The sequence below is a fragment of the Epilithonimonas hominis genome (assembly GCF_003730015.1).
Taxonomy (GTDB): Bacteria; Bacteroidota; Bacteroidia; order Flavobacteriales; family Weeksellaceae; genus Epilithonimonas; species Epilithonimonas hominis.
On record NZ_RJTU01000065.1, the window covers coordinates 47,194 to 69,456 of the forward strand.

The following is a 22,263-nucleotide window of genomic DNA, read 5'->3' on the forward strand; positions in this document are numbered from 1 at the left end:
TTCATGAAAAATATCGGTTATGAAATTCGGACAAGTTGCTGACCCGTCACAGATAGATTTTACTTTACCAAAAGACCATCCTCAAACAAAATTCATTCTTAATCAGAATAAAAAAGGTTTGAATAATATCTCTATCGGTTGTGCCAAATGGAACAAGACCGACCTCAAAGGTTTTTATCCAAAAGGAACTAAAGACGAATTGACTTACTATGCCACGCAGTTTAATTCGATTGAATTGAACGCCACTTTCTACGGAATGCCTACAGCAGAACAGGTTCAGACGTGAAAAGAAAAGACACCAAAGGATTTCAAATTCTTTCCGAAGATTACCAATACAGTTTCACACTTCCGAAGATTATTGAATGTTACTGATGTCGTCACGCAATTCGCTTCGGCAGTTCTGAATTTCGATAAAAAGTTAGGAATGGTTTTTCTACAACTACATGATAATTTCAAACCGAAAGATTATGATCGTTTGGAAAAATTCGTTCAGGATTGGCCAAAAGAAGTTCCATTGGCGATTGAATTGAGAAATACAGAATGGTTCACGGATGAAGAGATTTTCAATACCGTTTGCGAATTATTTGAAATGAATAACATTACGAATATCATTGTAGATACAGCCGGCAGAAGAGATATGCTTCATATGCGACTCACAACACCGAATGCTTTTATCCGATATGTTGGTGCCAATGCCGATAGTGATTATGCGAGATTGGAAGATTGGCTGGAAAGATTAACAAAATGGAAAAAGGAAGGTTTACAGAATCTTTATTTCTTCGTTCACCAGAATATCGAAAAAGCATCGCCATTATTATCGTCACATTTAATCAAGAAAATGAATGAAGAATGGGGAACTGATATTCATATTCCGGCATTAGCAGATAATCAGCCGACTTTATTTTAAAAACTAAAAATTCCCTTCTAATTAAGAAGGGGATTTAATTAATTGTAAGTCTGAGGCTTTTGAAGACTATTAATAATTTAAGCCAAAAACTTCAGCTCTTTATCTTTAAAATTGTTGTTTTCAACTAACTTTTGCATCGCTTTCATTGTTTTTTTACGAATCTTGGCAAGGATACGGACGTTTTTGTCATCGCTGTAATCAAAAATATCGTCCTCAAAAGAAAAAACATCGCCTTTTTTGAACTTGATATTGTTTTCTTTCATTTCCTTAAGAAGCATCAAATTCGTCATTACTCTCAAGGAAGCACTTTCTGCTGCTTCAAGATGTTTCAGAGATTTTAGGAGTTCCTTTTTATATTTTTTCTTTGATTTCATTTTTGAATATGTTAATCAATGAAAGTTATAAAAAATTATCGAGAATTTCTTACTTTTGGGAAAAATAAATCTAAGAAATGCAAGACCCGATTTTCGAATTAATTGAAAAAGAAAGACAAAGACAAACCCACGGTATTGAATTGATTGCATCGGAAAATTTTGTTTCCGAAAACGTGATGAAAGCAATGGGAAGCGTGCTGACCAATAAATATGCAGAAGGTTATCCTGGACGTAGATATTACGGCGGATGTGAAGTTGTTGATGAGGTAGAACAATTGGCAATCGACAGAGCAAAAGAATTGTTCGGAGTAGATTATGTAAACGTTCAGCCACATTCTGGTTCTCAGGCCAATGCTGCAATTTATCTTTCGGTGCTTAAACCAGGCGATAAAGTGATGGGGATGGATTTGTCTATGGGTGGGCATCTCACACACGGTTCTGCAGTTAATTTCTCAGGAATCCAATATCAGGTTTGTTCTTACGGCGTTCAGAAAGAAACAGGTTTGATAGATTATGACCAAATGAGAGAAGTGGCTCTGAGAGAAAAACCCAAAATGCTGATTGCAGGATTTTCTGCGTATTCCAGAGATTTGGATTATGCCAAATTCCGTGAAGTTGCGGATGAAATTGGAGCAACGCTTTGGGCGGATATTGCGCATCCGGCAGGTTTGGTTGCAAAAGGCTTGTTAAATAATCCATTCGAACATTGCCACGTTGTAACGACTACGACTCACAAAACATTGAGAGGGCCAAGAGGTGGAATGATTATGATGGGCAAAGATTTTGAAAATACTTACGGACATAAAACGCCGAAAGGAGAAACCAAATTGATGAGTGCTGTTTTGGATGGTGCTGTTTTCCCAGGAATCCAAGGGGGGCCGTTGGAACACGTAATTGGTGCGAAAGCAGTGGCATTTGCGGAAGCGATTGATTCTAAATTTGAAGTTTATGCTAAGCAAGTTAAAGCAAATGCTCAGGCTTTGGCAAAAGCGATGATTGATTTAGGTTTCGAAATTGTGAGTGGCGGAACAGATAATCACTTGATGCTGATTGATCTTAGAAACAAAAACGTTAACGGAAAAGAAACTGAAAAAGCATTGGTGAAAGCGGATATCACTTGTAACAAGAATATGGTTCCTTTTGATGACAAATCGCCGTTCACCACTTCTGGGATTCGTCTTGGTACGGCTGCAATTACGACCAGAGGTCTTAAAGAAAATGATATGGAAACTATTGCAGGATTGATTTCTGAAGTGGTGGATGATATCAAAAATGAAAATACGTTGCAGGCAGTGAAGAGAAAAGTAAATCAGTTAATGGAAGGGCGCGAGCTTTTCAATGATTAATAATATCAAACAGTACAATAAAAGAATGGACAATTTCGTTCATTCTTTTTTGTTTTAAATAATTATTATTCAATCTATCATCTATCAGTCTATCGACTATCAACTATCATCCATCATCCATCATCCATCATCCATCATCCCTCCATCATCCCTCATCCATCATCCCTCATCCATCAACCATCTATCAGTCTCTAATTAATGGAAAAAAAATCGTACACCTTCGAAGAGATAAAACAAAAATTGGTAATCTACTGTGTATATCAGGATCGTTGTCATTCCGAGGTCGAGCAGAAGATGAGAGATTTTCTTTTGATTCCCGAAGCTAAGGATGAAATATTCCTATATCTTATCAAAGAAAACTACCTGAATGAAGAACGTTTTACCAGAAGTTACATCCGAGGGAAGTTTTATATCAAACATTGGGGAAAGAATAAGATCAAATTGAATCTTAAACAAAAAGGCATTACGGAAAAATTAATTTCCAAATGTATGGATGAGATTGACGAGAATGATTACGAAGAAACGATCGATAAGATTTATAAAGATTATTTCTCCAAACAAAAAGGGCTCAAGGATTATCAGAGAAAAAGTAAAACTATTAAATATCTTTTATCTAAAGGCTTTGAATACGACATCATATTAGAAGTTAATAATGAGTGATATAATCAAAGATTAACTTAAATTAATATTGAATTATTTCAACAAAGTGAAATATTTCTTAAAAATAAATAAAAAAATCTTAATTTCGTCCCCAAATACGATCAAATTCAATTCATGAAAAAGCTAATTATAATTGGTTTTGTTTTGTTGATAGGTGTTGCCAATGCACAATCCATAAAATATGGGGTTACAGCCAATTTTCACCAATCCTCAATCGTTAAGGTTCACGATTATTCCAAAGGAGCATTCGGAGGTGGTATAGGGATATTTGCTGATGTATCCTTAGTCCCAAATGATATCTATGATTCGGCTTGGCTGTATTTCACGCCGCAGTTGGAGTTTAATACATTGGGAGAGAATGCCAACCACCCAAAAGAAGAAAAACAAAAATACCATAATAATTACATCGGTTTACCATTATATATTAAGTACTTTTTGAGAAGTCATGGTTACAAAGGTGATTTGTATTTTATGGCAGGACCCCGTTTGGAATTTCTGGTATCGGAAAAGAGATCGGGACCTCCGGCGGATTTCGAAGCGCAGGAGCAGAATATAAGCAGCTTCGGTTATGGCGTTTCTGTAGGAGCTGGGATTAAAATTAATGATAAATTGGATGCTTTTATACGCTTTGATCGGGGCTTTTCAAAAATTTATCCGGATTATACCAGAGATGCTACCTATAACAGAATGTTAGCATTGGGTATTAACTATTATATCGGCGAAACAAACTAATTTAATGAATAAAACTGTAATAGATTATAATGATCTTTGCAGATTTCCAATGAAAAAGTTATTATTTTTTTTGCTCATCATATCGCTTGTAACTTCTTGTAAGCCGAAGCAAAATATGATTTATATGAGCAATAACAACTTCCAGCAGGAAGTGTCACAGGCGAGGTACGAGGGATTACGGATTCAGGAAGGAGACATGCTAGAGATCATTGTGACAGCATTGGATGATTTGGCAGTAAAACCCTTTAACCGGACTACAATGCAAAAGACGGGTGAAGAAGGCAATGCTGGAGGTAACGCTCGTTTGGGAGATAACCAGTATCAGGTGACATCAGATGGTTACATCCCTTTTCCGGTACTGGGGAATGTTTACTGCAAGGGGATGACCAAACAGCAGTTAAAAACCGAGTTGGATACCCGCCTGAAGCAGTATTTGACAGATCCGGTTGTAACGGTTAGGCACATCAACTTCAATATTAGTATCTTGGGAGATGTGGGCAGTCCTGGGCAGAAAACCAGTTCCACAGAAAGACTTAATATTTTCCAGGCACTAGCCTTGGCTGGTGATATGAGAGATTCTGCCAATAGAACCAATGTAAAATTGATTCGGTATTCCGAAGAATCAGGAAAAGATATCACTTACAATCTGGACCTGTCAGAAACTTCTATAGTCAATTCGCCTTACTACTATCTGCAGCAGAATGACATTCTGTATGTAGAGCCGGATAAAAATAAACAAATTGCAGCCAATACCACCAATCCAAATAGAGGACTGTTTCTACAGCTGATGGGGGTGGTGCTTGGATTGGTAACGTTCGTCATAGCCTTAGCTAGATAATCAATATGGAATTAATGGAGAGCCTGCCGGCTGTAAAGAAGAAAAAACTGAATATCAAAAAAGAAATTTTCAAATACCTACGCTATTGGTATTGGATTCTTCTGAGTATGCTGCTTTGTTTTGTGGGAGCCAAAATTTATCTCAGATACACCACGCCGCAATACCTTTCTAAAACCTCATTGCAATTTCCACAATCCAAATCAAAAACGGCGGAGTCTTTAGCAGATTTGGCCAATGGTGCAGGAAGAGCAGGAGAATTAGAAGGAGAGGCCACGGCAATAGTATCAAAGCCTATTTTAGCTAAGGTAGTGGGTCAGCTTAATCTTAATGTGAGTTTCTATGGCATCGGGGCAATCAAAGAAAACGAACTTTATACTTCTTCTCCCTTAGAGGCTAATATTATAGAGGTTCAAAATCCTAAATTTTCTTCTGCGTCATACATCATATCACCATCTGGAAACGGTACGTACAAACTGTCGGAAGGTCCACTAAAGGGTAATAAAGATAAGTTCCAGTTCGGACAGTTGGTTTCGCTACCATTTGGAAAAGTGATCATCAAAATCAAAAATGGGAAAAAATCGTTTGAGCCGATTAAAATCGTTTTTAGGAGCACGCCAAGTTTAGTATCATCACTAGAGAATCAGTTGGTTGTCGCATTGCCTCCTAATAAAGGGCTGATGATGGATTTAAGCTTCACAGGGCCTGTTCCCTCCAAATCGGAAGATATTCTTAATAGCCTTACAGAGCAATATAACATCGAGGGCAAAAAGGATAGAAACATGGAAGCTCAGAACACCCAGGATTTTATCAATGGCAGATTAGAGATCATTTCTCAGGATCTTTCCGGGATAGAAGGGGAAAAAGAAGCTTTCAAACGCAGCAACGAGATTACAGACTTAGATACACAGGCTAATTTAGCCGTCAATAATGCCAACTCTAATACAAATCAGTTAATAGAGTATGCAACACAATTGGATTTGGTCAATTCAATTTATAGTTTGACCTCTTCGGAGCGCCTGTTACCTAGCAATATGGGGCTGTCCTCTGTGACAGAGGGATATATCGCAAAGTATAATGATATGTTGCTGACAAAAAATAAGACCCTCAAACAGGCGACGGCTCAGAACCCATCTGTTGTACAGCTCAATAGAGATATATTGGAGATGCGGGATCTGATTCGTCAAAACTTGGTAGAATCTAAAGCCACTTTACAGCTTCAGATGTCACAAACAAAAGGACAGTTAAACCAGAACCGTCATAAGATTTATATTTATCCCACACAGGAAAAAGTTTTCCGTGGGATAGAGCGTCAGCAGAACCTTAAAGAACAGCTCTACCTGTACCTACTCCAGAAAAGAGAAGAGAATGCCATTACCTTGGCAGTGACGGCGCCAAAAGCTAAAGTTATTAATCCTGCCTATACAGTGGGGATAGTAAAACCGGAAAAACAGAACATACTCCTGGGTGCATTATTAGCAGGTTTGCTTCTTCCTGTGGTAATATTATATGCTAAATATGTGTCAGATACTAAGATTTATACGAAAGATCAGATACAGACATCGGTTACGGATGCATTAGTGATTGCCGAGATTCCTGAGAGTCCTAAAGAATCAGATCTAGTGTCTGCTAATGATTTTTCTATGTTTGCGGAGTCTTTCAGAATCCTAACATCCAATCTCAAATTTATTCTGAAATCCAAGGAAAGTAAGGGTCAGAGTGATGTCATATTGATTACATCTTCAGTTAAAGGGGAAGGTAAAACGACCGTAGCATTTAATACAGCAGTCACATTAGCAGGTAATTCTAAGGTGCTTCTCATCGGTGCAGATATCAGAAATCCACAGTTGCAGCGTTTTGTAGCAGGATCAGATAAAGGGCTGACAGATTATTTGATCTCAGACGACACCTCTGTGCAGCCTTACATTCTGCCCTCTGGACTGAATGAGAATCTGGATATTCTTTTCAGTGGAGCGATGGCACCCAATCCCAATGATTTGTTGGAGATGAAGAAATTTGACGAGATGATTGAGAGTATTAAGCATACATACCGCTATATCGTGATAGACTCTGCACCGGTAATGTTGGTAAGCGATACAATGCATTTGATCGAGATTGCAGATGCCATTCTTTATATCGTAAAATCCAATTTTACGGATCAGCAAATGCTGGATTTTGCTGATGAATTCAAGCAGACACACAACTTGAAAAACATCGCTTTTATACTTAATAATGTAAAGCCGGAAAACAGCCGTTTTGGAAACAAATATGGGTATGGGTATTATTCAGAATAAATAAAATATTAAAAATAGACTAACTATACAAAATAAATGTGTGGTTAATTAGCATAACTATCTATGGATAAACTAGGTTTCATAATACAGGCGAGATTAGGATCTACACGTTTGCCAGGTAAAATGAAAATGTCATTTTATAATGACGAATCTATTCCCGAAATTATTATAAAAAAAATAAAAGATAGATTTGATAATATTGATATTGTTTTAGCAACAAGTGACAATACAAAGGATGACTACTTTGAAAGCCTGACAAAAAAGCTTCAGGTAAAAATTTACAGAGGTAGCGAGAGTGATGTTCTCCAAAGATTTATAGATACCGCAGATTTTTTTCAATTGGACGGAATTATCCGTATCTGTGCAGATAATCCCTTTTTGGATGTAAGTCAATTAGAAGTTTTGGTTGGCGAAATAGATGACTCAGATTATATAAGTTTTTGTGTCAATGGAAATCCTTCTATAAAAACACATTTTGGATTTTGGGCAGAGTATGCGACACTGGAGACGCTTAAAAAAGTTCAAAGTAATACAGATGATATATTTTTCAGAGAGCATGTAACAAATTACATCTATACAAATTCAGAAAAATTCAAGATGAAATTTCTGAAACCCATAGATATAGTTAATGGCAGAAATGATATAAGAACCACAATAGACACAGAGGATGATTTTAAAAATTTAGCATTTATTTATAAACAACTTAAAGCAAGATATCCAGATAATTTTGGAATAAAAGAAATAATAAATTTTCTGGATGAGAATCCCGAAATGTTAAATTTAATGTCACAACAAATAGAACAAAATTCAAAATAGAATGAGAAACTTTGACGGAAAGGAGGTTTATATTATAGGAGAGATTGGTCAGAATCACAACGGTTCTGTAGATATAGCAAAACTTATTGTTGAGTTATGTTCAAGACCAATAGTTGAAGCGGAGTTTGGTATGCCACTTAATCGTATTAATGCGGTTAAATTGACAAAGAGAGATTTGAAAGAGGAGTTGTCAGATTCACAGATGAATCAAATATATGCTTCTCCCAATGCTTTTGGAAAAACGTATGGTCAACATAGAGAATTTTTAGAATTATCAGATGAGGAGCATTTTGAAGTATATAAATATACAAAAGAGAAAGGTCTTGATTTTGTGGAGACACTTTGTTCAATTGGCTGTTTGTCTCTTCTCAAATTATTCCAGCCAGACTATTTGAAAGTGGCGAGTAGAGACCTTACGAATTTACCATTGCTAGAAGTGATGGCAGAAACAAAGATCCCTATGATACTTTCAACTGGAATGGCAGGTAAAAGAGAACTAGACGACGCTTTGGATGTCATCACAAAACAACATGATAATATTTCTATTCTCCATTGTGTATCACAATATCCAACTCATCCAGACAACCTTAATCTAAATACAATTAAATACCTCCAGAATAATTATTCGGATTACTCAATTGGTTTCTCAGACCATACAATTGGTATTGCAGCACCAATAGTAGCTGTTGGGATGGGTGCTCAAATTATTGAAAAACATATTACGATTGATCGTAATATGAAAGGTACTGATCAGGCAGGGTCTTTGGGTCCAGATGGCGTTTACAGAATGGTTAGAGATATTCGCGTTACAGAGAAATGGATGGGCAAGGAAGAATTATATATTGATAAAAATGTAATTTCTGCCAAAAATAAATTAGAAAGATCCATCGCCACAAAGGTTGACTTAAACGCTGGAGACATAATTGCAGAAGAGCATCTGCACCTTCTTAGTCCTGGAGATGGATTCAAATGGAATGAAAAAGATAAACTAATCGGTAAAACGGTTGCATCTCATATTCCTAAGAACGAGATTATTTATTCTGATTTAATTAAGTAATTTATGGTATCCCTTGAGATAATAGAAAAATTACAAATTTTATTTGAGAAATATTATTGGGTACAAATCGATGTCAACGAAATACTTGAAAAAGAAACATTAGATGATGTTCTAAAAGTTTTTCAGTATGATTTTAACAGATATTTCCAAGGAGATATAACAACAGATTTGCTATTTAGCAGAATAGAGTTGATTGGTATTTTATTATACAGAATATCAAGGAATTATTTTTTATACGGTAATGAAGGCATAGCAAATCATTTCAGTAATTTGGGAAGATTGGTGTCTAATTTTGAAATATACTATTCCGCTAACATAGGAAAAGGTCTAAAAATCAATCATGGATTAGGAACCGTTATTGGTGCGAGATGCTCAATTGGGGACAATGCTTTAATACATCAAGGTGTCACTTTAGGTGACAGAAATGGTTCAAGACCACAATTGTTGAACAACGTTACAGTATATGCGGGTGCAAAAATGTTAGGAGGTATAGTGTGTGGCAACAATTCTGTTGTTGCTGCAAATACTGTTTGTTTGATAGATGTACCAGACAACTCTGTAGTAATTGGAATTCCTGGAAAAATTAAAATATAAAAATGCTACCAAAACTTATTATTACAGATATTGACGGTGTATGGACAGACGGAAGTATGTATTACGACCAAACCGAAAATGAATGGAAAAGATTCAATACCTATGATAGTGCAGGTGTTCTTTTTGCTAAATTGTTAAATATACCCGTCGCAATTGTAACAGGAGAAGATACCAAGATAGTTGGCAGAAGGGCAAAAAAGCTAAATGTAGAATATCTTTTCCAAGGTATAAAAAATAAAGTGGAAATAGTAGAATCTATTTGTACCGAATTGAATATTAGCCTGCAAGATTGTGCATTCATCGGTGATGATATCAATGACTTGTCTCTGCTTCAAAAAGTTGGTTTCAGTGCCTCACCTAAAAATGCACCGGAATACATACAATCAAAGGTGAATCTTGTAACAAATAAAAAAGGAGGCGAGGGTGCTTTTCGTGAGTTTGTTGAGCATATACTTATGGAAAATAATCTTTTAGAGGATATTATTGAAAAAGCTGTAGCAGGACACGGGAAAACATCTTAGGCTTTTCCAGTGTAAGAGAATAATAATAATGATTTATAATATTAAATGAGAATTTTAGTCACAGGAGCAGCAGGATTCATAGGTTACCACTTGTGTCAGGATTTGCTTAAGAAAGGCCATACTGTTGTAGGAGTGGATAACTTAAATCACTATTATGACGTAACTTTAAAATATGCAAGACTCAAAAATTTGGGTATTGATGCAGATGATAATCTTGAAATTAATAAGATAATCAGAAGTGAAGGCAATTTATTCACTTTTTATAAATCTGATATTACGGATAAAGAGTTCATAAGTGAACTTTTCCGAGAACAAAAATTTGATATTGTCTGTAATCTTGCAGCACAGGCAGGAGTGCGTTATTCATTAGAAAACCCATTCGAATATATAAATAGTAATATCCTAGGTTTCACAGTTATTTTAGAATGTTGCCGGCATTATAATGTAGGCAAGCTGGTTTATGCTAGTAGCTCAAGTGTGTATGGTCAAAATTCGGAAATTCCTTATAATATTGATCAGAAAGTTGATAGTCCGGTTAGTCTTTATGCCGCTTCAAAGACAAGCAATGAATTAATGGCATACACTTATAGCCATCTTTTTGGAATTAAAACAATTGGTCTAAGATTTTTCACTGTATACGGACCATGGGGACGTCCTGATATGGCAATATTTCTTTTTACGAACGCTATTTTAAAGGAAGAGAATTTGAAAGTATTCAATCATGGTAAATTATCAAGAGACTTCACATATATCGATGATATTGTAGAAGGCGTTCAAAGAGTGGTTCTGGATGAACCAAAACAAAATAAAGATCTACATCAGATTTATAATATTGGAAATTCCAAGCCTGTACAACTAATGGAATTTATTCAGGCAATTGAAGTCAAGACGCAAAAAACAGCGAAAAAATTAATGATGCCTATGCAACCAGGGGATGTTTATGAAACTTGGGCAGATATTACCAGCTTAGAAGATAATTTTAATTATAGACCTACAACTACTGTTGAAAAAGGTATTGATAATTATGTGGACTGGTTCAAATCCTATTATAAGATTACGCAATGAGTCTTAAACAAAAAACAATTTCGAATGTAAAATGGTCTTTTGTTGAGTCCATGAGTCTTAAGGCAATTAGTTTTTTTTTAGGCATTATATTAGCTCGTCTATTATTACCAAGCGATTTTGGGATTTTAGCTGTTGTAAATGTTTTTTATCTTCTCGTAACATTGTTTGTAGATGGGGGATTGAAGGAAGCATTAATACAGAAGTCTGATGTTAACGAAATACATTATTCTACGGTATTTTGGCTTAATATCATCATGAGTGTCTTTTTATATCTAATACTTTTTATTGCTGCTCCTTTTATAGAGGATTTTTACGATTATGAAAATCTTTCTTTTTTTATACGATTACAATCCTTGACTTTAGTTATAGAATCAGTCGGAATAATTCAAATAGCGAAAGCGACTAAGGAGCTAAATCTTAAGAAGATTACCAAGGCGAGAATACCAACCTCACTAATAAGCTTTGTAGTAGGTATATATTTAGCATATAATGGCTTTGGAATTTTATCTTTAATAATTCAACAATTAGTTAATGCTTTTTTTTATGTTGTCTTTCTTTTGATTAGTGTTAGATATGTACCTAAATTTATTTTTCAAATTAGAGAAATCAGAGATTTGTATAGGTTTGGAGCAAAAATATTACTTGTGACATTTTTATCACGTTTCTATGTACAATCACTGAGCTTGATTTTTGCAAAATATTATTCACCAGCATTATTGGGCTTAAATAACAAATCTAGAAGTATCCAAAGTGTACCTGTTGAAATTATTAATTCTAGTTTTATGAAAGGTTTGTACCCATCTATGGTTCAACTTAAAAATAATAAAACAAAACTTAAAGACATTTTTAATTTAAATGTAAGATTGATTACTTATTTGATGCTACTCATAAATGGTATATTTTTCTTTCAGGCTCAAGAAATTGTAATTGTGTTATTAGGAAAAAACTGGATAGACAGTGCAGTTTATTTAAAAATTTTTGCTATTGGTAGTATATTTTATCCAATAACAATTCAGGCACAGAATATTTTTAAAATTTTAAATAAGGTTAATTTGTATCTGAAAATAGAATTAGGGCATAAGGTATTTATATTAATCTCTGTTTTATTTTTAGTATATTGGATATCTTTTCCTAAATTATTAATTATAATTGTGATACTTAATGTTTTTTTATCCTTCTTTTATCAGTATTTACTTAGTGCTGAATTAGGCTTTTCAATTTATAAAGAATCTTTTTATATTATAAAAAACATGTTAATTGTTGGTTTTGGAGGATGGAGTATTCAAAAAGGTTTTGATTCATTTTTTATCATGGAACCAATTTATAGTATATTCTGTTTCTCTATATTATACGCTGCTTTATGGCTGTTCTTGATATGGAAAATGGACAGTCAATTACTTTTGCATGTCAAAAAAATTTTTATAAAGTAATATTTCTTTTGAAATAAAATAAAATATATAGAATGATATTATTAAATAAAATTAAAAGCGATTTTAGAAGAAAACTAAATCCTAAGAAAATGATTAATTCGATCAAGATTTTATTTTTTCCGAAACGTTTTTTGTTAGTACGCTTTATGTATGATCCATACCGATTAAATTGGGGTGATGCATTGAATATCTACTTGATTGAAAAAATTTCAAATAAGAAGGTTTTATTTGCGTATGATTATTTTACGATTTTTCAGAAAGAAATATATAGTGTTATAGGGAGTGTTTTAGATTATTGTAATGAGAAAAAACTAGTTGTCTGGGGATCGGGTTTTATATCTGCAAATTCACGTGTAGAGGTTTCTCCAAAAAGGATTTTAGCGGTGAGAGGGAAGTTATCCAGAAAACTTTTGATAGATCAGAATATTAATTGTGAAGAAGTATATGGTGATCCAGCGTTATTACTACCTCTTTATCTAGATTGCTCAAAAACAGCAAAAAAATACAGTTATGGTATTATACCACATTATATAGATTTGTCAGATAGGGACTTGTTAAATTACTGTGAAAAAAATAATATCAAACTCATCAGCGTATATAGTTCTACAGAAGATTTTGTGAAACAAATACATGAGTGTGAAATTATAGTTTCAAGCTCTCTACATGGATTGATTGCCGCAGAAGCATACAGAATTCCAAACTTATGGATAAAAACAAAGAAATCTCTTAATAAAGATGACGATTTTAAATTTTTTGATTATTTCTCATCGTTAAATTTAAATAAACAAAAATATGAGTTGAAAGACGCAATTGAACATAAAATAATAGAACCAATATGTGATGATAATATTTTAGCTAAAGTCCAAAATAATCTATTACTATCTTGTCCATTTGTACTCAATTAATTTAAACCGCTTTAAATTTATGATTTTACTATTTCCGATAGAAACTATTAACAGAGAATTAGACTTTAAGCTGGCATTAGCCCATCAACTTGGGGGTGAGGGACATACAATTTATTTAGGACAGCATGATTTTTTATTAAATATATTACCAAAATTAAAAGGGGGTATTTATTTTGGAAAAAACGTGTTTCATTTTGGTGCAGAGAAAGAAAAAGGTATTTTAATCAAAAAAATTCGAGATCAGGAATTTGATTTTGTTTATTTACATGAAGAAGGTGCAGTATACAAAGGTCGGGAAAAACAATGGGAAGAGGTTTTAAAATCTCTTTACAAATTGGATTTTTTTAACAATAATGATGTTGTCTGTGAGTGGGGAGATTTCCAAAAAGAGATAGATCAAAAGCGTAATAATCAGAATATTCCCTTGCAAACAACAGGTCATCCAAGATTTGATCTTTATAAATCTCACTGGCAGTTTTATTTTGAAAAAGAGGTGAAGGAATTAAAATCCAAATTCGGAGAATTTATTTTGATAAATGGTAACTATACAGTGTATAATCATGGCTTAGGCGTAGATTTTTTATTTTCTGATAAATCATACTATCATGTCGATGATTTAAAAAGTCGAATGGATCGAGTGTCTTTTTTTAAGTACGCTGGTATCCAATGCTTGTCAATGGTTGAGCTAACACATGCTTTGGCAATCAAATTTCCGGATAAAAATTTTGTTTACAGACCACATCCTTCAGAAAAACAATCTTTCTATGAAGTCGTATTTAAAGGAGTACCCAATATTATCGTAAGTCATGAAGGAGCAGTATCTTCATGGATTATCGCATCCGAATTATTGATTCATGACGGTTGCACAACAGCTTTAGAAGCATTCTTTACAGGGAAAACTATAATAAATTATAAACCGGTTTATGATGAAAAATTCGATATATGGTTGCCTAATCAATTAGGAGAAAGAGTTGATAATATAGAAGCGGTCATCCATATTATCGAAAATCTAAATAACTATAAATATAATATAGAGGATCAAAATACCATCAATACCTTAAACAATTTGATGGCTAACTTTTCAAAAAATAGTTTTGAATTGACTTTGGATGTTTTAAGAGACGCAATCATTAAAAAAGAAAGTAAAAGTGAATCTCCTACTGCATCATTCATTAGAAAACAATTTTTGAAAAACAACATTAAAAAAGAATTAGCAAGATTAAAAAAAGATGGCAAGAAAAAAAGTGAGTATCATAATAGAAAATTTTATGGCTTTGATAAAGATTATATAACCGATAAAATTGATATTCTAGATAAACACTTCGATAAAAATACTTCTCTAATATTCCATAATTCATTATTATTTGAACTACGATGAATCAAAATTCTCTCGTCAGTGTTATTATTCCAACATTTCAGCGCTCAGAGTATCTTATTCGAGCAATTGAAAGTGTTATAAACCAAACCTATCAAAATATTGAAATTGTTGTTGTAGATGATAACGATGGAGATAATGAATATAGAAAGTCGACGCAAGAAAATCTTAAATGTTATATTGAAGACAAAAAGATTAAATATTTAAAGCACGATAAAAATAAAGGGCTTCCATCTGCTAGGAATACTGGTATTACAAATTCAATAGGAGAGTATGTGGCTTTTTTAGATGATGATGATGAATGGCTTCCTACTAAAGTTGAAAAACAGATGGAGCTATTTGAAAAATTAGATGATTCTTTCGGGATTGTTGGATCTTTTTGGATGATAGTTAGTGAATTTGATGGGAAAGAAAGATTAAGGACATTAAAATATAAGGGTAATTTGTCAAAAATTCTTGCTCTTAATCATTTTTCACCACCAAGCATGGTTATAGTAAAAAGAAAGTATTTAGAACAGGTAAAATACTTCGATGAAAATTTTAGATGGAGAGAAGATATTGAATTATATTATAGACTGTCTTTTGTTTGTAAATTTGACTTTGTTAACGAGGTTTTGGTAAAATACTATCAGCACCCAGATGCGTTATCTACTAATTTTGAAAAAAAATTAATTGCCGTAGTTCAATACTTACAAAAACACGGTAAAACCATTAGAAAGAATTCTTTACCTTGGAGCGAAATAAATGAGCATTTAGCAGAATTGTATGCCGTTAATGGCAAAAAGAATTTTGCTTTAAAACACTTTTTCATTTCGGTAATTAATAGACCTTTTCATTATTCACAATATATTAAGATTTTATATACTATTTTTTTAAGTGCAACTCAGTATAAAAAAATAAGAAATTTTAAATGATTAATGCATCAAGATTGAAAATTGCATTTATGGGCATTCCTTATCTCGGAGGAAATTATACCCATTTCAAATATTTAGCAGATGGTTTACCTAATTATGATTGGACACTGTTGCAAGTTGGAAAAATTGAACATAGCTTATTAGATGATATTTTATTTGTTCATATTGGTGCTGAGTTAGATAGGGTAATACATGCTAGAGAATTGGCTTTTAAATTAATAGCTTTTTTAAAAGAAAACGCTTATGATATCTTAATTCCCATGAATTCAGCGATTGCAATCTCTGTGATACCATATTTGCCCCAGTCTTTACAAATAATAAATATCGTAAATAGTGATACCCAGAGAGTATACAAAGCGGTAAGTGAATATTATGATTTTGTATCTAAGATTATATGTATTTCCCCGAAGCAAATAAATGTATTAGAGGTGAAAGAAAATGTCAGAAAAAAGCTAAAATTGATTCCCCATGGCGTGCAAATACAAAGTGGATTTGTTAGACCTCAAAATGATTTAATAAGGATAGGCTTTCTTGGTAGAATTCATCACGAACACAAAGGTGTATTATTAATACCTAAAATATTGCAGGGTATTACAGATTCCTTCATTTTTGAAATTATTGGTGACGGTCCGGACAAACAGACTCTGTTAAATGAATTGGAAGGATACAATATTAATTATAATTTTTGGGGTTTTAAAAAAGGGTTGGAAAAAGAAAAAATCATATCGCAATGGGATATCATGTTGTTTCCTTCCTACATCGAAGGTTTTGGTCTCACACTTATAGAGGTGATGAAGTACGGTGTAATTCCTATTGCAAATGAGATAAAGGGGATAACTGATTATATTATAACAGATAAGATAGATGGATTTATAGTACCGGCAAATAATATTGATGTTTTTAAAAGTAACATAAAAATTCTTCTTACTAATCCTGTTCAAAGATCAAAAATGTCGGTATCTGCAACAAAAACTATTGAAGAGAAGTATAATCTGGATGTTATTCTTGATGAGTACAGAACTGTTTTTGCAGAATCTCTTAATTATAAGAAGCCTAAAATTTTAGATTTCACAAATTGGACAATGTACCAAGAATATTGCCCATCCTTAATAGTTAGAATTCAATTGAAATTAAAATATATTTTAAATCAGTTTCTTAAATAATATTACAGAGAGACTGTTTTATAGATATTCTAAGTGTTTTAACATTTATTTTTTATATATATTATTCAAATATAAGATTCTAGAAATGAAAAAATTGGAGATGATTTCAAACTTGAAAGTATCAGTATTATTAAGATCACTTTTTCAACAGAATTATAAGAAAATGCTTGCATACAAAAAGAGTTGTATGGATTTACACAATACTGCCACTATTAAAATAGGAAAAAGATTTTTTTTTAACAGAAGTTATGCTAGTAATGATCCGTTTTCATCTCATTTGATAATGAAAGATAATTCAAGGCTTATCGTAAAGGATAAATTCAGTTTTTTTTCTGGAGCAAGAGTTTCAATTCACGAAAATGCTACATTAGAATTAGGAAGTGGATATATAAATCATAATGCCAATATTGGTTGTTATGCTGAAATTAAAATCGGTCATGATGTAGCGATTGCAGAAAATGTAGTGATAAGGGATTCTGACAATCATGATTTCATTAGTGATAAAGAACATGTAAAAACAGCTCCTATATCGATTGGCAATAAGGTTTGGATAGGAATGAACTGCATTATTTTGAAAGGAGTTTCGATTGGTGATAATTCGGTGGTGGCCGCAGGAAGTGTAGTTACTAAAGATGTTCCAGCTAATGTATTGGTGGCAGGAGTTCCTGCGAAAATTATAAAAAGGAATATTAGTTGGAAATAATTAATATATGTTTAGTGCAAATATCACTTAGTCCGAAAAATTATATAATAATGCTATGATAGTCTTCTTTTTACCAGATTTACGAGGCGGTGGAGCCGAAAGAGTAATGCTGAACTTGCTAGAACGTTTTGCAAAACAGGAGCAAAATGTAGTTCTATTGTTAGGTAGAAAAAAAGGTGATCTTATGAGCCAAATTCCAGAAAATGTAAAGGTTTACGAACTCAACTCTGGGTCTGCGCTTAAGTCTGTTATTCCCTTTATAAAGTTTTGCAATCTTCATAAGCCCACAAAAGTATTCGCATCCCTAGGTTCTAGCTTAGCTACTGCATTGGCGAGACCGTTCATCTCAAAAAAAATTCAAATCATCAACAGACTCGGAAATACAATAGGAGCAGAGAAAAATCTTTTAAAATCTAAATTCAAAAAACGCCTTTATATAGGCGCAAATCAAGTAATCGCAAAATTTTCTGACAAGTTAATTTTTCAGTGCCACTATATGGCTAGCGATTTTATCAAAGAAACCGGTATGACACCCAAATCGTACAAAGTCATTTATAATCCGGTAAACACCTTTAAAGTTAATGAATTGAGCTCTCAAGATGTAATCAAAGATTTTGATTTCTTGGCAGTAGGAAGACTGTCACCTCAAAAGGACTATAGAACACTGATCAAGGCTTTTAAACTTCTGAAAGATGGCAACAAAAAATTACCAGTTTTAAAGATATTAGGCGAAGGCGAATTGAGAGAGTCTCTGGAGAAAGAAATTTCTCTCTCTGGTTTGGACAATAATATTATGATAACTGGATTTGTTAGCAACCCGTACAGTCTGATGAAACAGGCAGATGCAATAATCTCAACATCATTATTCGAGGGGTTTTCTAATGTTATTGTAGAGAGTCTGTGCTTGGGAACCCCTATTATAGCTTCAGATTGTCCTGGAGCAAATAATGAAGTTATTAAAGAAGGTATCAATGGTTTCCTATTCGAGACGGGCAATGCCGAAAGTTTGGCCGGAGTGATTAGTTCAAAATGGGAAGAAATTAAGAGCTTAGATAGAGAACAAATTAAGCAGGAAGCTATTTTCAGATACAATGTTAATCTTATCTTTGACAATTATTCTACTTATCTAAACCAATGAAAATTCTCTATTTAACCAAATACACAAGAATGGCAGGCAGTAGCAGAATGCGAAGCTACCAGTATTTTCCGTATTTGGAAAAGGCGGGAATGACGGTTGTGGTTAAGCCTTTTTTCGATGATGATTATCTTAAAGATTTTTATGCGGGGAAAAAAAATATCGGCACAGTTGTAAAATCTTATTTACGGAGATTTTTCGTGTTGTTTTCAGTTTTAAGATACAACAATGTAGTCATCGAAAAAGAAATTTTCCCATTTCTTCCAGCATTTGCAGAATGGATGTTAAAGTCGTTTGGAATCAAATACATCGTAGATTATGATGATGCAATTTTCCACAATTATGATAAAAGCTCAAATCCAGTTATTAGGAAATTCTTAGGCAATAAAATAGCCAGAGTAATGCGTTATAGCGGAACTGTTGTCGCAGGTAACAACTATTTAGCAGAATATGCAAGAAAGGCAGGTGCAAAAAATATAGAAATTATTCCAACAGTCATTGATATAAATCGATACCCATCAAAAAATAATCACTCAGACCTAGCGCTTCCACCCAATGTCATCCTGAGCGGAGTCGAAGGAAAAGCCGGGGAAAGAAGCGCTTCCGAAAATAATCAAAAATTCGTAGTTGGCTGGATTGGGACGAAAACCACCTTTGAAAAACATCTTTTGCCCTGCAAAGACTGGATCAAAGCCTTGCAGATTCAAGATCCGAATATCCGTTTCCATATTGTGGGGATCACAGAGGATATGGATCTCGGAAAGAATGTACAATATATCCGGTGGACGGAAGATACAGAAGTTGCCGAGATTCTGAAAATGGATATTGGACTGATGCCACTGCAGGACTCCAAATGGGAAAAGGGAAAATGCGCCTATAAACTCATTCAGTATGCCGCCTGTGGAATCCCGGGCGTAGCATCAGATGTGGGAATGAATAAAGAAGTTTGTATAGATGGCGAAACTGGTTTTATTGCAACAAGCAACGAAGAATGGAAGGAAAGAATTCTGTTTTTCAAAAATGAAATAGAAGAAAGGCTAAGAATGGGAACGAACGCCAGAAAACTGGTAGAGCAAAAATATTGTATTCAGGTGACGTCGGAAAAATGGATTAAAATATTGAAGGAATGATCTTAGATATTATCTACATACCTCTTTTTATTTTGTTGGCACTGCACTTTCCCAAATTTCTTCTAGAAGATAAGGAATATGCTTATCTGCCGATTCTTAATAAATTGGCGCTCTTTCATTTTTTACTTGGTATAGCTTATTTTTTCACCACAAACAATGGAGGAGGCGATGCTTGGGGGCATTGGCGTGTAGCAAAGTTGATGTCTTATGATCAATTCGTTTTAGGACTCAGTGCTGGGGAAGGTACAGAGTTTATGAGATCCTTTAATTACATTCCAGCCAATTTATTAGGAATGTCATTTCTCTCAAATACTATGTTCTACAGTATGTTAGGTTCATTTGGGATCACTTATTTCTTTTTAATAGCAGCAAGGTCGGTACCCTATAACGTCATTATAAAAGGCTATGTTTTATTTCCTTTGATTTTCTTCCTTCCAAACCTTCATTTTTGGAGCTCAGGAGTAGGTAAGGATACAGTCTTATTTCTTTGCATAGGAATGTTCGTTTATGCATTGATGGATCCGTTTAAAAGAATTCCGCTAATAGTAATTGCTGTTCTGTTATCTATGGCGATCCGGCCCCATATCACACTGTTTTTAATGGTAGGTTTTGGTTTGGCTTATGTTTTTGGCGGCAAGGTGTCCCCGGCGCAACGGTTTATTTTCTCAGCGGCAATGATAGCAGTAGGGCTTGCCATTTTGCCATCGGTAATGGAGTTTGCGAAGATTGAAGAAGCGTCAGCAGAAGGCTTTGACAAATTTGCAACAGGCAAAGCTGCCGTTTTGAGCCGTTCTAGTGCAGGTTCTGCCATAGACATTTCTTCTTATCCTTTTCCGCTGAAAGTCCTGACCTTCTGGTTCAGACCGGCATTATTTGACGTCAAAAATATAAACGGTCTCATTGCTGCCTTAGAAAATTTACTGTTGCTGATTGTTTTCATAAAAGCAATGCGCACCAGCCCAATCAGAGCCTTCAAAGCGGCGCCTTTTGTTATAAAAGGTTTGGTTATTTTTTTGGTGGTGGGTACATTGGCATTCTCGCAATCAATGGGTAATATGGGGATTATGATCCGGATGCGGAATATGTTCCTTCCGGGGATGATCATCTACCTGATGTGGATTTTTTCTTATGAACAGCAACTGCTCAGAAACCGCCGGACAACCTTAAAAAAATAACCGTGAAAAACAGGGAATTGGGCTTTCGCATGGCTTTGTTTCTGTACCACTTGATGTTTGCAGGGATAGCTTGCGTTTATTTCCTTTACAATAAGGGCGATGCACATAATTATTGGAACCTGGCAGAACATTGGACATCTTATATCGGTATCGGAACCAAAGTCATTAAGCTGATCAATTATCCCTTGGTAGCCGTACTGAAATTGCCCTTTTGGTTCGGCCTGTTGATATATAATCTGATAGGCTTTTTAGCGATCTGGGAACTGTACAGTTTTGCGCACCATTACATACGTCCGAAGACTAAAATGGCTGACATGCTGTTGAAAATCCTTTGTCTGCTGCCTAACCTGCACTTTTGGACATCCATTATTGGTAAGGAACCTGTCATTTTTCTCGCAGTGACATGGATAATGACCCAATATGCAGACGCTAAGTTTTACAGTTTTAAATCAATATTGGGATGGCTCCTACTGATGGCAATCAGACCACACGTCGCCCTGTTTTTGTTGCTGGCTATTGTAATATTATTGCTGTTCTCATCTGGCAAGCTGACAATTAAAAAAGTGAGAATGATAATTTTTGGTATGGCAGGAAGTTTCATAATGTATATCCTCACGCTGAAACTGTTGAATCGAAACCCCTTCGACATCCAGTATATTCTGGAAAGAAATGACGCGTCGCTCATCGCATTTCGAAGGGCGAATTCTTACGTGCCAATGATCGATTACAATATTGTGGAACGCTTCTTTGCGCTTAATTTCAGACCCTTGTTTTGGGATGCAGATTCGTTCTTGTCATTGATATTGAGTGTGGAAAATGGCCTCGTGCTACTCTTGCTGTCGGGGGCATTGCTTGCCTGTATCCGAGATTTTAGAACCATTACAACAGATAGCTTTACAAAGCTTTCAATCGGCTTTTTTCTGATTTCTTCCTTCTTTTTTATTCAGGGGTATTCCTGTCTCGGTATTTTCGCAAGAACAAAAATAATGTATATGACATTTGTTTTGATTGCTGCCATTCGGATAATCAACATCAAAATGACAAAAAACGATGCGAACAATTAACGTCATTGACTGAATTCTCCTACTTTCAACTCAAAATAATATCCCGTAACGAACGCTTAAAGATGATT

General features: G+C 34.3%; 21 protein-coding genes and 1 pseudogene. 21 read left to right on the forward strand and 1 reads right to left on the reverse strand.

Going from position 1 to position 22,263, the window contains the following annotated elements:
* Window positions 1-19: 19 nt before the first annotated feature.
* Window positions 20-907 (forward strand): annotated as a pseudogene (locus tag EGH73_RS10225) (DUF72 domain-containing protein).
* A 77-nt stretch (window positions 908-984) separates the two neighbouring features.
* On the opposite strand, the gene EGH73_RS10230 reads toward EGH73_RS10225, so the two are convergent.
* Window positions 985-1,281 carry a hypothetical protein gene (locus tag EGH73_RS10230; RefSeq protein WP_123281736.1) on the reverse strand — a complete coding sequence of 99 codons (297 nt, stop codon included), beginning with the start codon at window positions 1,279-1,281 and terminating at the stop codon, window positions 985-987.
* Window positions 1,282-1,358: 77 nt separating this feature from the next.
* Between EGH73_RS10230 and glyA the strand changes: the two genes are divergently transcribed.
* The 20 genes from glyA (at window position 1,359) to EGH73_RS10330 (ending at window position 22,195) form a co-directional block, all read left to right on the forward strand.
* Window positions 1,359-2,627 carry a serine hydroxymethyltransferase gene (glyA, locus tag EGH73_RS10235; RefSeq protein WP_123281737.1) on the forward strand — a complete coding sequence of 423 codons (1,269 nt, stop codon included), beginning with the start codon at window positions 1,359-1,361 and terminating at the stop codon, window positions 2,625-2,627.
* 198 nt (window positions 2,628-2,825) lie between these two features.
* Entirely contained in the window at window positions 2,826-3,287 is a 462-nt protein-coding gene (locus EGH73_RS10240; protein ID WP_123281738.1) for a regulatory protein RecX, read from the forward strand.
* A gap of 114 nt (window positions 3,288-3,401) precedes the next feature.
* A complete protein-coding gene (locus tag EGH73_RS10245) occupies window positions 3,402-4,019 on the forward strand; it encodes a porin family protein (protein ID WP_123281739.1) in 618 nt (205 codons plus the stop codon).
* Window positions 4,020-4,023: 4 nt separating this feature from the next.
* On the forward strand, window positions 4,024-4,857 hold the full coding sequence (locus EGH73_RS10250) for a polysaccharide biosynthesis/export family protein (protein ID WP_245985500.1): 834 nt from the start codon (window positions 4,024-4,026) through the stop codon (window positions 4,855-4,857).
* A 14-nt stretch (window positions 4,858-4,871) separates the two neighbouring features.
* Entirely contained in the window at window positions 4,872-7,148 is a 2,277-nt protein-coding gene (locus EGH73_RS10255) for an exopolysaccharide transport family protein (RefSeq protein WP_184808097.1), read from the forward strand.
* A 63-nt stretch (window positions 7,149-7,211) separates the two neighbouring features.
* Window positions 7,212-7,964, forward strand: a complete 753-nt coding sequence (locus EGH73_RS10260) for a cytidylyltransferase domain-containing protein (RefSeq protein ID WP_123281742.1) — start codon at window positions 7,212-7,214, stop codon at window positions 7,962-7,964.
* Window position 7,965: 1 nt separating this feature from the next.
* Window positions 7,966-9,021 carry an N-acetylneuraminate synthase family protein gene (locus EGH73_RS10265; protein WP_123281743.1) on the forward strand — a complete coding sequence of 352 codons (1,056 nt, stop codon included), beginning with the start codon at window positions 7,966-7,968 and terminating at the stop codon, window positions 9,019-9,021.
* A gap of 3 nt (window positions 9,022-9,024) precedes the next feature.
* Window positions 9,025-9,615, forward strand: a complete 591-nt coding sequence (locus tag EGH73_RS10270) for a serine O-acetyltransferase (protein WP_123281744.1) — start codon at window positions 9,025-9,027, stop codon at window positions 9,613-9,615.
* A gap of 2 nt (window positions 9,616-9,617) precedes the next feature.
* Window positions 9,618-10,136, forward strand: a complete 519-nt coding sequence (locus EGH73_RS10275; RefSeq protein WP_123281745.1) for a KdsC family phosphatase — start codon at window positions 9,618-9,620, stop codon at window positions 10,134-10,136.
* A gap of 45 nt (window positions 10,137-10,181) precedes the next feature.
* Complete coding sequence (locus tag EGH73_RS10280; RefSeq protein WP_123281746.1) at window positions 10,182-11,201, forward strand: NAD-dependent epimerase/dehydratase family protein; 1,020 nt, start codon at window positions 10,182-10,184, stop codon at window positions 11,199-11,201.
* Window positions 11,198-12,631, forward strand: a complete 1,434-nt coding sequence (locus tag EGH73_RS10285) for a lipopolysaccharide biosynthesis protein (RefSeq protein ID WP_123281747.1) — start codon at window positions 11,198-11,200, stop codon at window positions 12,629-12,631. The genes EGH73_RS10280 and EGH73_RS10285 overlap by 4 nt, the downstream gene beginning before the upstream one ends.
* Before the next feature lie 32 nt (window positions 12,632-12,663).
* Entirely contained in the window at window positions 12,664-13,536 is an 873-nt protein-coding gene (locus tag EGH73_RS10290; RefSeq protein WP_123281748.1) for a polysaccharide pyruvyl transferase family protein, read from the forward strand.
* Window positions 13,537-13,555: 19 nt separating this feature from the next.
* On the forward strand, window positions 13,556-14,914 hold the full coding sequence (locus EGH73_RS10295) for a surface carbohydrate biosynthesis protein (protein WP_123281749.1): 1,359 nt from the start codon (window positions 13,556-13,558) through the stop codon (window positions 14,912-14,914).
* A complete protein-coding gene (locus tag EGH73_RS10300; protein ID WP_123281750.1) occupies window positions 14,911-15,825 on the forward strand; it encodes a glycosyltransferase family 2 protein in 915 nt (304 codons plus the stop codon). Before EGH73_RS10295 ends, EGH73_RS10300 begins: the two co-directional genes overlap by 4 nt.
* The gene (locus EGH73_RS10305; RefSeq protein WP_123281751.1) at window positions 15,822-16,988 is read left to right on the forward strand and encodes a glycosyltransferase family 4 protein; all 1,167 of its coding nucleotides are present in this window, start codon (window positions 15,822-15,824) and stop codon (window positions 16,986-16,988) included. The genes EGH73_RS10300 and EGH73_RS10305 overlap by 4 nt, the downstream gene beginning before the upstream one ends.
* A 187-nt stretch (window positions 16,989-17,175) precedes the next feature.
* Window positions 17,176-17,691 (forward strand): acyltransferase, encoded by a 516-nt coding sequence (locus tag EGH73_RS14355; protein WP_317124644.1) that lies wholly within the window; start codon window positions 17,176-17,178, stop codon window positions 17,689-17,691.
* 55 nt (window positions 17,692-17,746) lie between these two features.
* The gene (locus EGH73_RS10315) at window positions 17,747-18,829 is read left to right on the forward strand and encodes a glycosyltransferase (RefSeq protein ID WP_123281752.1); all 1,083 of its coding nucleotides are present in this window, start codon (window positions 17,747-17,749) and stop codon (window positions 18,827-18,829) included.
* Window positions 18,826-19,956, forward strand: a complete 1,131-nt coding sequence (locus tag EGH73_RS10320) for a glycosyltransferase family 4 protein (RefSeq protein ID WP_123281753.1) — start codon at window positions 18,826-18,828, stop codon at window positions 19,954-19,956. The genes EGH73_RS10315 and EGH73_RS10320 overlap by 4 nt, the downstream gene beginning before the upstream one ends.
* Window positions 19,953-21,131: a hypothetical protein gene (locus tag EGH73_RS10325; RefSeq protein WP_123281754.1), complete on the forward strand. Its 1,179-nt coding sequence runs from the start codon at window positions 19,953-19,955 to the stop codon at window positions 21,129-21,131. Before EGH73_RS10320 ends, EGH73_RS10325 begins: the two co-directional genes overlap by 4 nt.
* 2 nt (window positions 21,132-21,133) lie before the next feature.
* The gene (locus tag EGH73_RS10330; protein ID WP_148041698.1) at window positions 21,134-22,195 is read left to right on the forward strand and encodes a hypothetical protein; all 1,062 of its coding nucleotides are present in this window, start codon (window positions 21,134-21,136) and stop codon (window positions 22,193-22,195) included.
* Window positions 22,196-22,263 lie beyond the last annotated feature (68 nt).

Bases quoted from the DNA above. Each gene is read 5' to 3' on its own strand.
- glyA (WP_123281737.1), top strand. From the start codon at position 1,359: ATGCAAGACCCGATTTTCGAATTAATTGAAAAAGAAAGACAAAGACAA.
- EGH73_RS10265 (WP_123281743.1), top strand. From the start codon at position 7,966: ATGAGAAACTTTGACGGAAAGGAGGTTTATATTATAGGAGAGATTGGT.
- EGH73_RS10240 (WP_123281738.1), top strand. From the start codon at position 2,826: ATGGAAAAAAAATCGTACACCTTCGAAGAGATAAAACAAAAATTGGTA.
- EGH73_RS10275 (WP_123281745.1), top strand. From the start codon at position 9,618: ATGCTACCAAAACTTATTATTACAGATATTGACGGTGTATGGACAGAC.
- EGH73_RS10245 (WP_123281739.1), top strand. From the start codon at position 3,402: ATGAAAAAGCTAATTATAATTGGTTTTGTTTTGTTGATAGGTGTTGCC.
- EGH73_RS10295 (WP_123281749.1), top strand. From the start codon at position 13,556: ATGATTTTACTATTTCCGATAGAAACTATTAACAGAGAATTAGACTTT.
- EGH73_RS10315 (WP_123281752.1), top strand. From the start codon at position 17,747: ATGATAGTCTTCTTTTTACCAGATTTACGAGGCGGTGGAGCCGAAAGA.
- EGH73_RS10280 (WP_123281746.1), top strand. From the start codon at position 10,182: ATGAGAATTTTAGTCACAGGAGCAGCAGGATTCATAGGTTACCACTTG.
- EGH73_RS10250 (WP_245985500.1), top strand. From the start codon at position 4,024: ATGAATAAAACTGTAATAGATTATAATGATCTTTGCAGATTTCCAATG.
- EGH73_RS10270 (WP_123281744.1), top strand. From the start codon at position 9,025: ATGGTATCCCTTGAGATAATAGAAAAATTACAAATTTTATTTGAGAAA.
- EGH73_RS10285 (WP_123281747.1), top strand. From the start codon at position 11,198: ATGAGTCTTAAACAAAAAACAATTTCGAATGTAAAATGGTCTTTTGTT.
- EGH73_RS10320 (WP_123281753.1), top strand. From the start codon at position 18,826: ATGAAAATTCTCTATTTAACCAAATACACAAGAATGGCAGGCAGTAGC.
- EGH73_RS10305 (WP_123281751.1), top strand. From the start codon at position 15,822: ATGATTAATGCATCAAGATTGAAAATTGCATTTATGGGCATTCCTTAT.
- EGH73_RS10260 (WP_123281742.1), top strand. From the start codon at position 7,212: ATGGATAAACTAGGTTTCATAATACAGGCGAGATTAGGATCTACACGT.
- EGH73_RS10255 (WP_184808097.1), top strand. From the start codon at position 4,872: ATGGAGAGCCTGCCGGCTGTAAAGAAGAAAAAACTGAATATCAAAAAA.
- EGH73_RS14355 (WP_317124644.1), top strand. From the start codon at position 17,176: ATGGATTTACACAATACTGCCACTATTAAAATAGGAAAAAGATTTTTT.
- EGH73_RS10230 (WP_123281736.1), bottom strand. From the start codon at position 1,281: ATGAAATCAAAGAAAAAATATAAAAAGGAACTCCTAAAATCTCTGAAA.
- EGH73_RS10325 (WP_123281754.1), top strand. From the start codon at position 19,953: ATGATCTTAGATATTATCTACATACCTCTTTTTATTTTGTTGGCACTG.
- EGH73_RS10290 (WP_123281748.1), top strand. From the start codon at position 12,664: ATGATATTATTAAATAAAATTAAAAGCGATTTTAGAAGAAAACTAAAT.
- EGH73_RS10300 (WP_123281750.1), top strand. From the start codon at position 14,911: ATGAATCAAAATTCTCTCGTCAGTGTTATTATTCCAACATTTCAGCGC.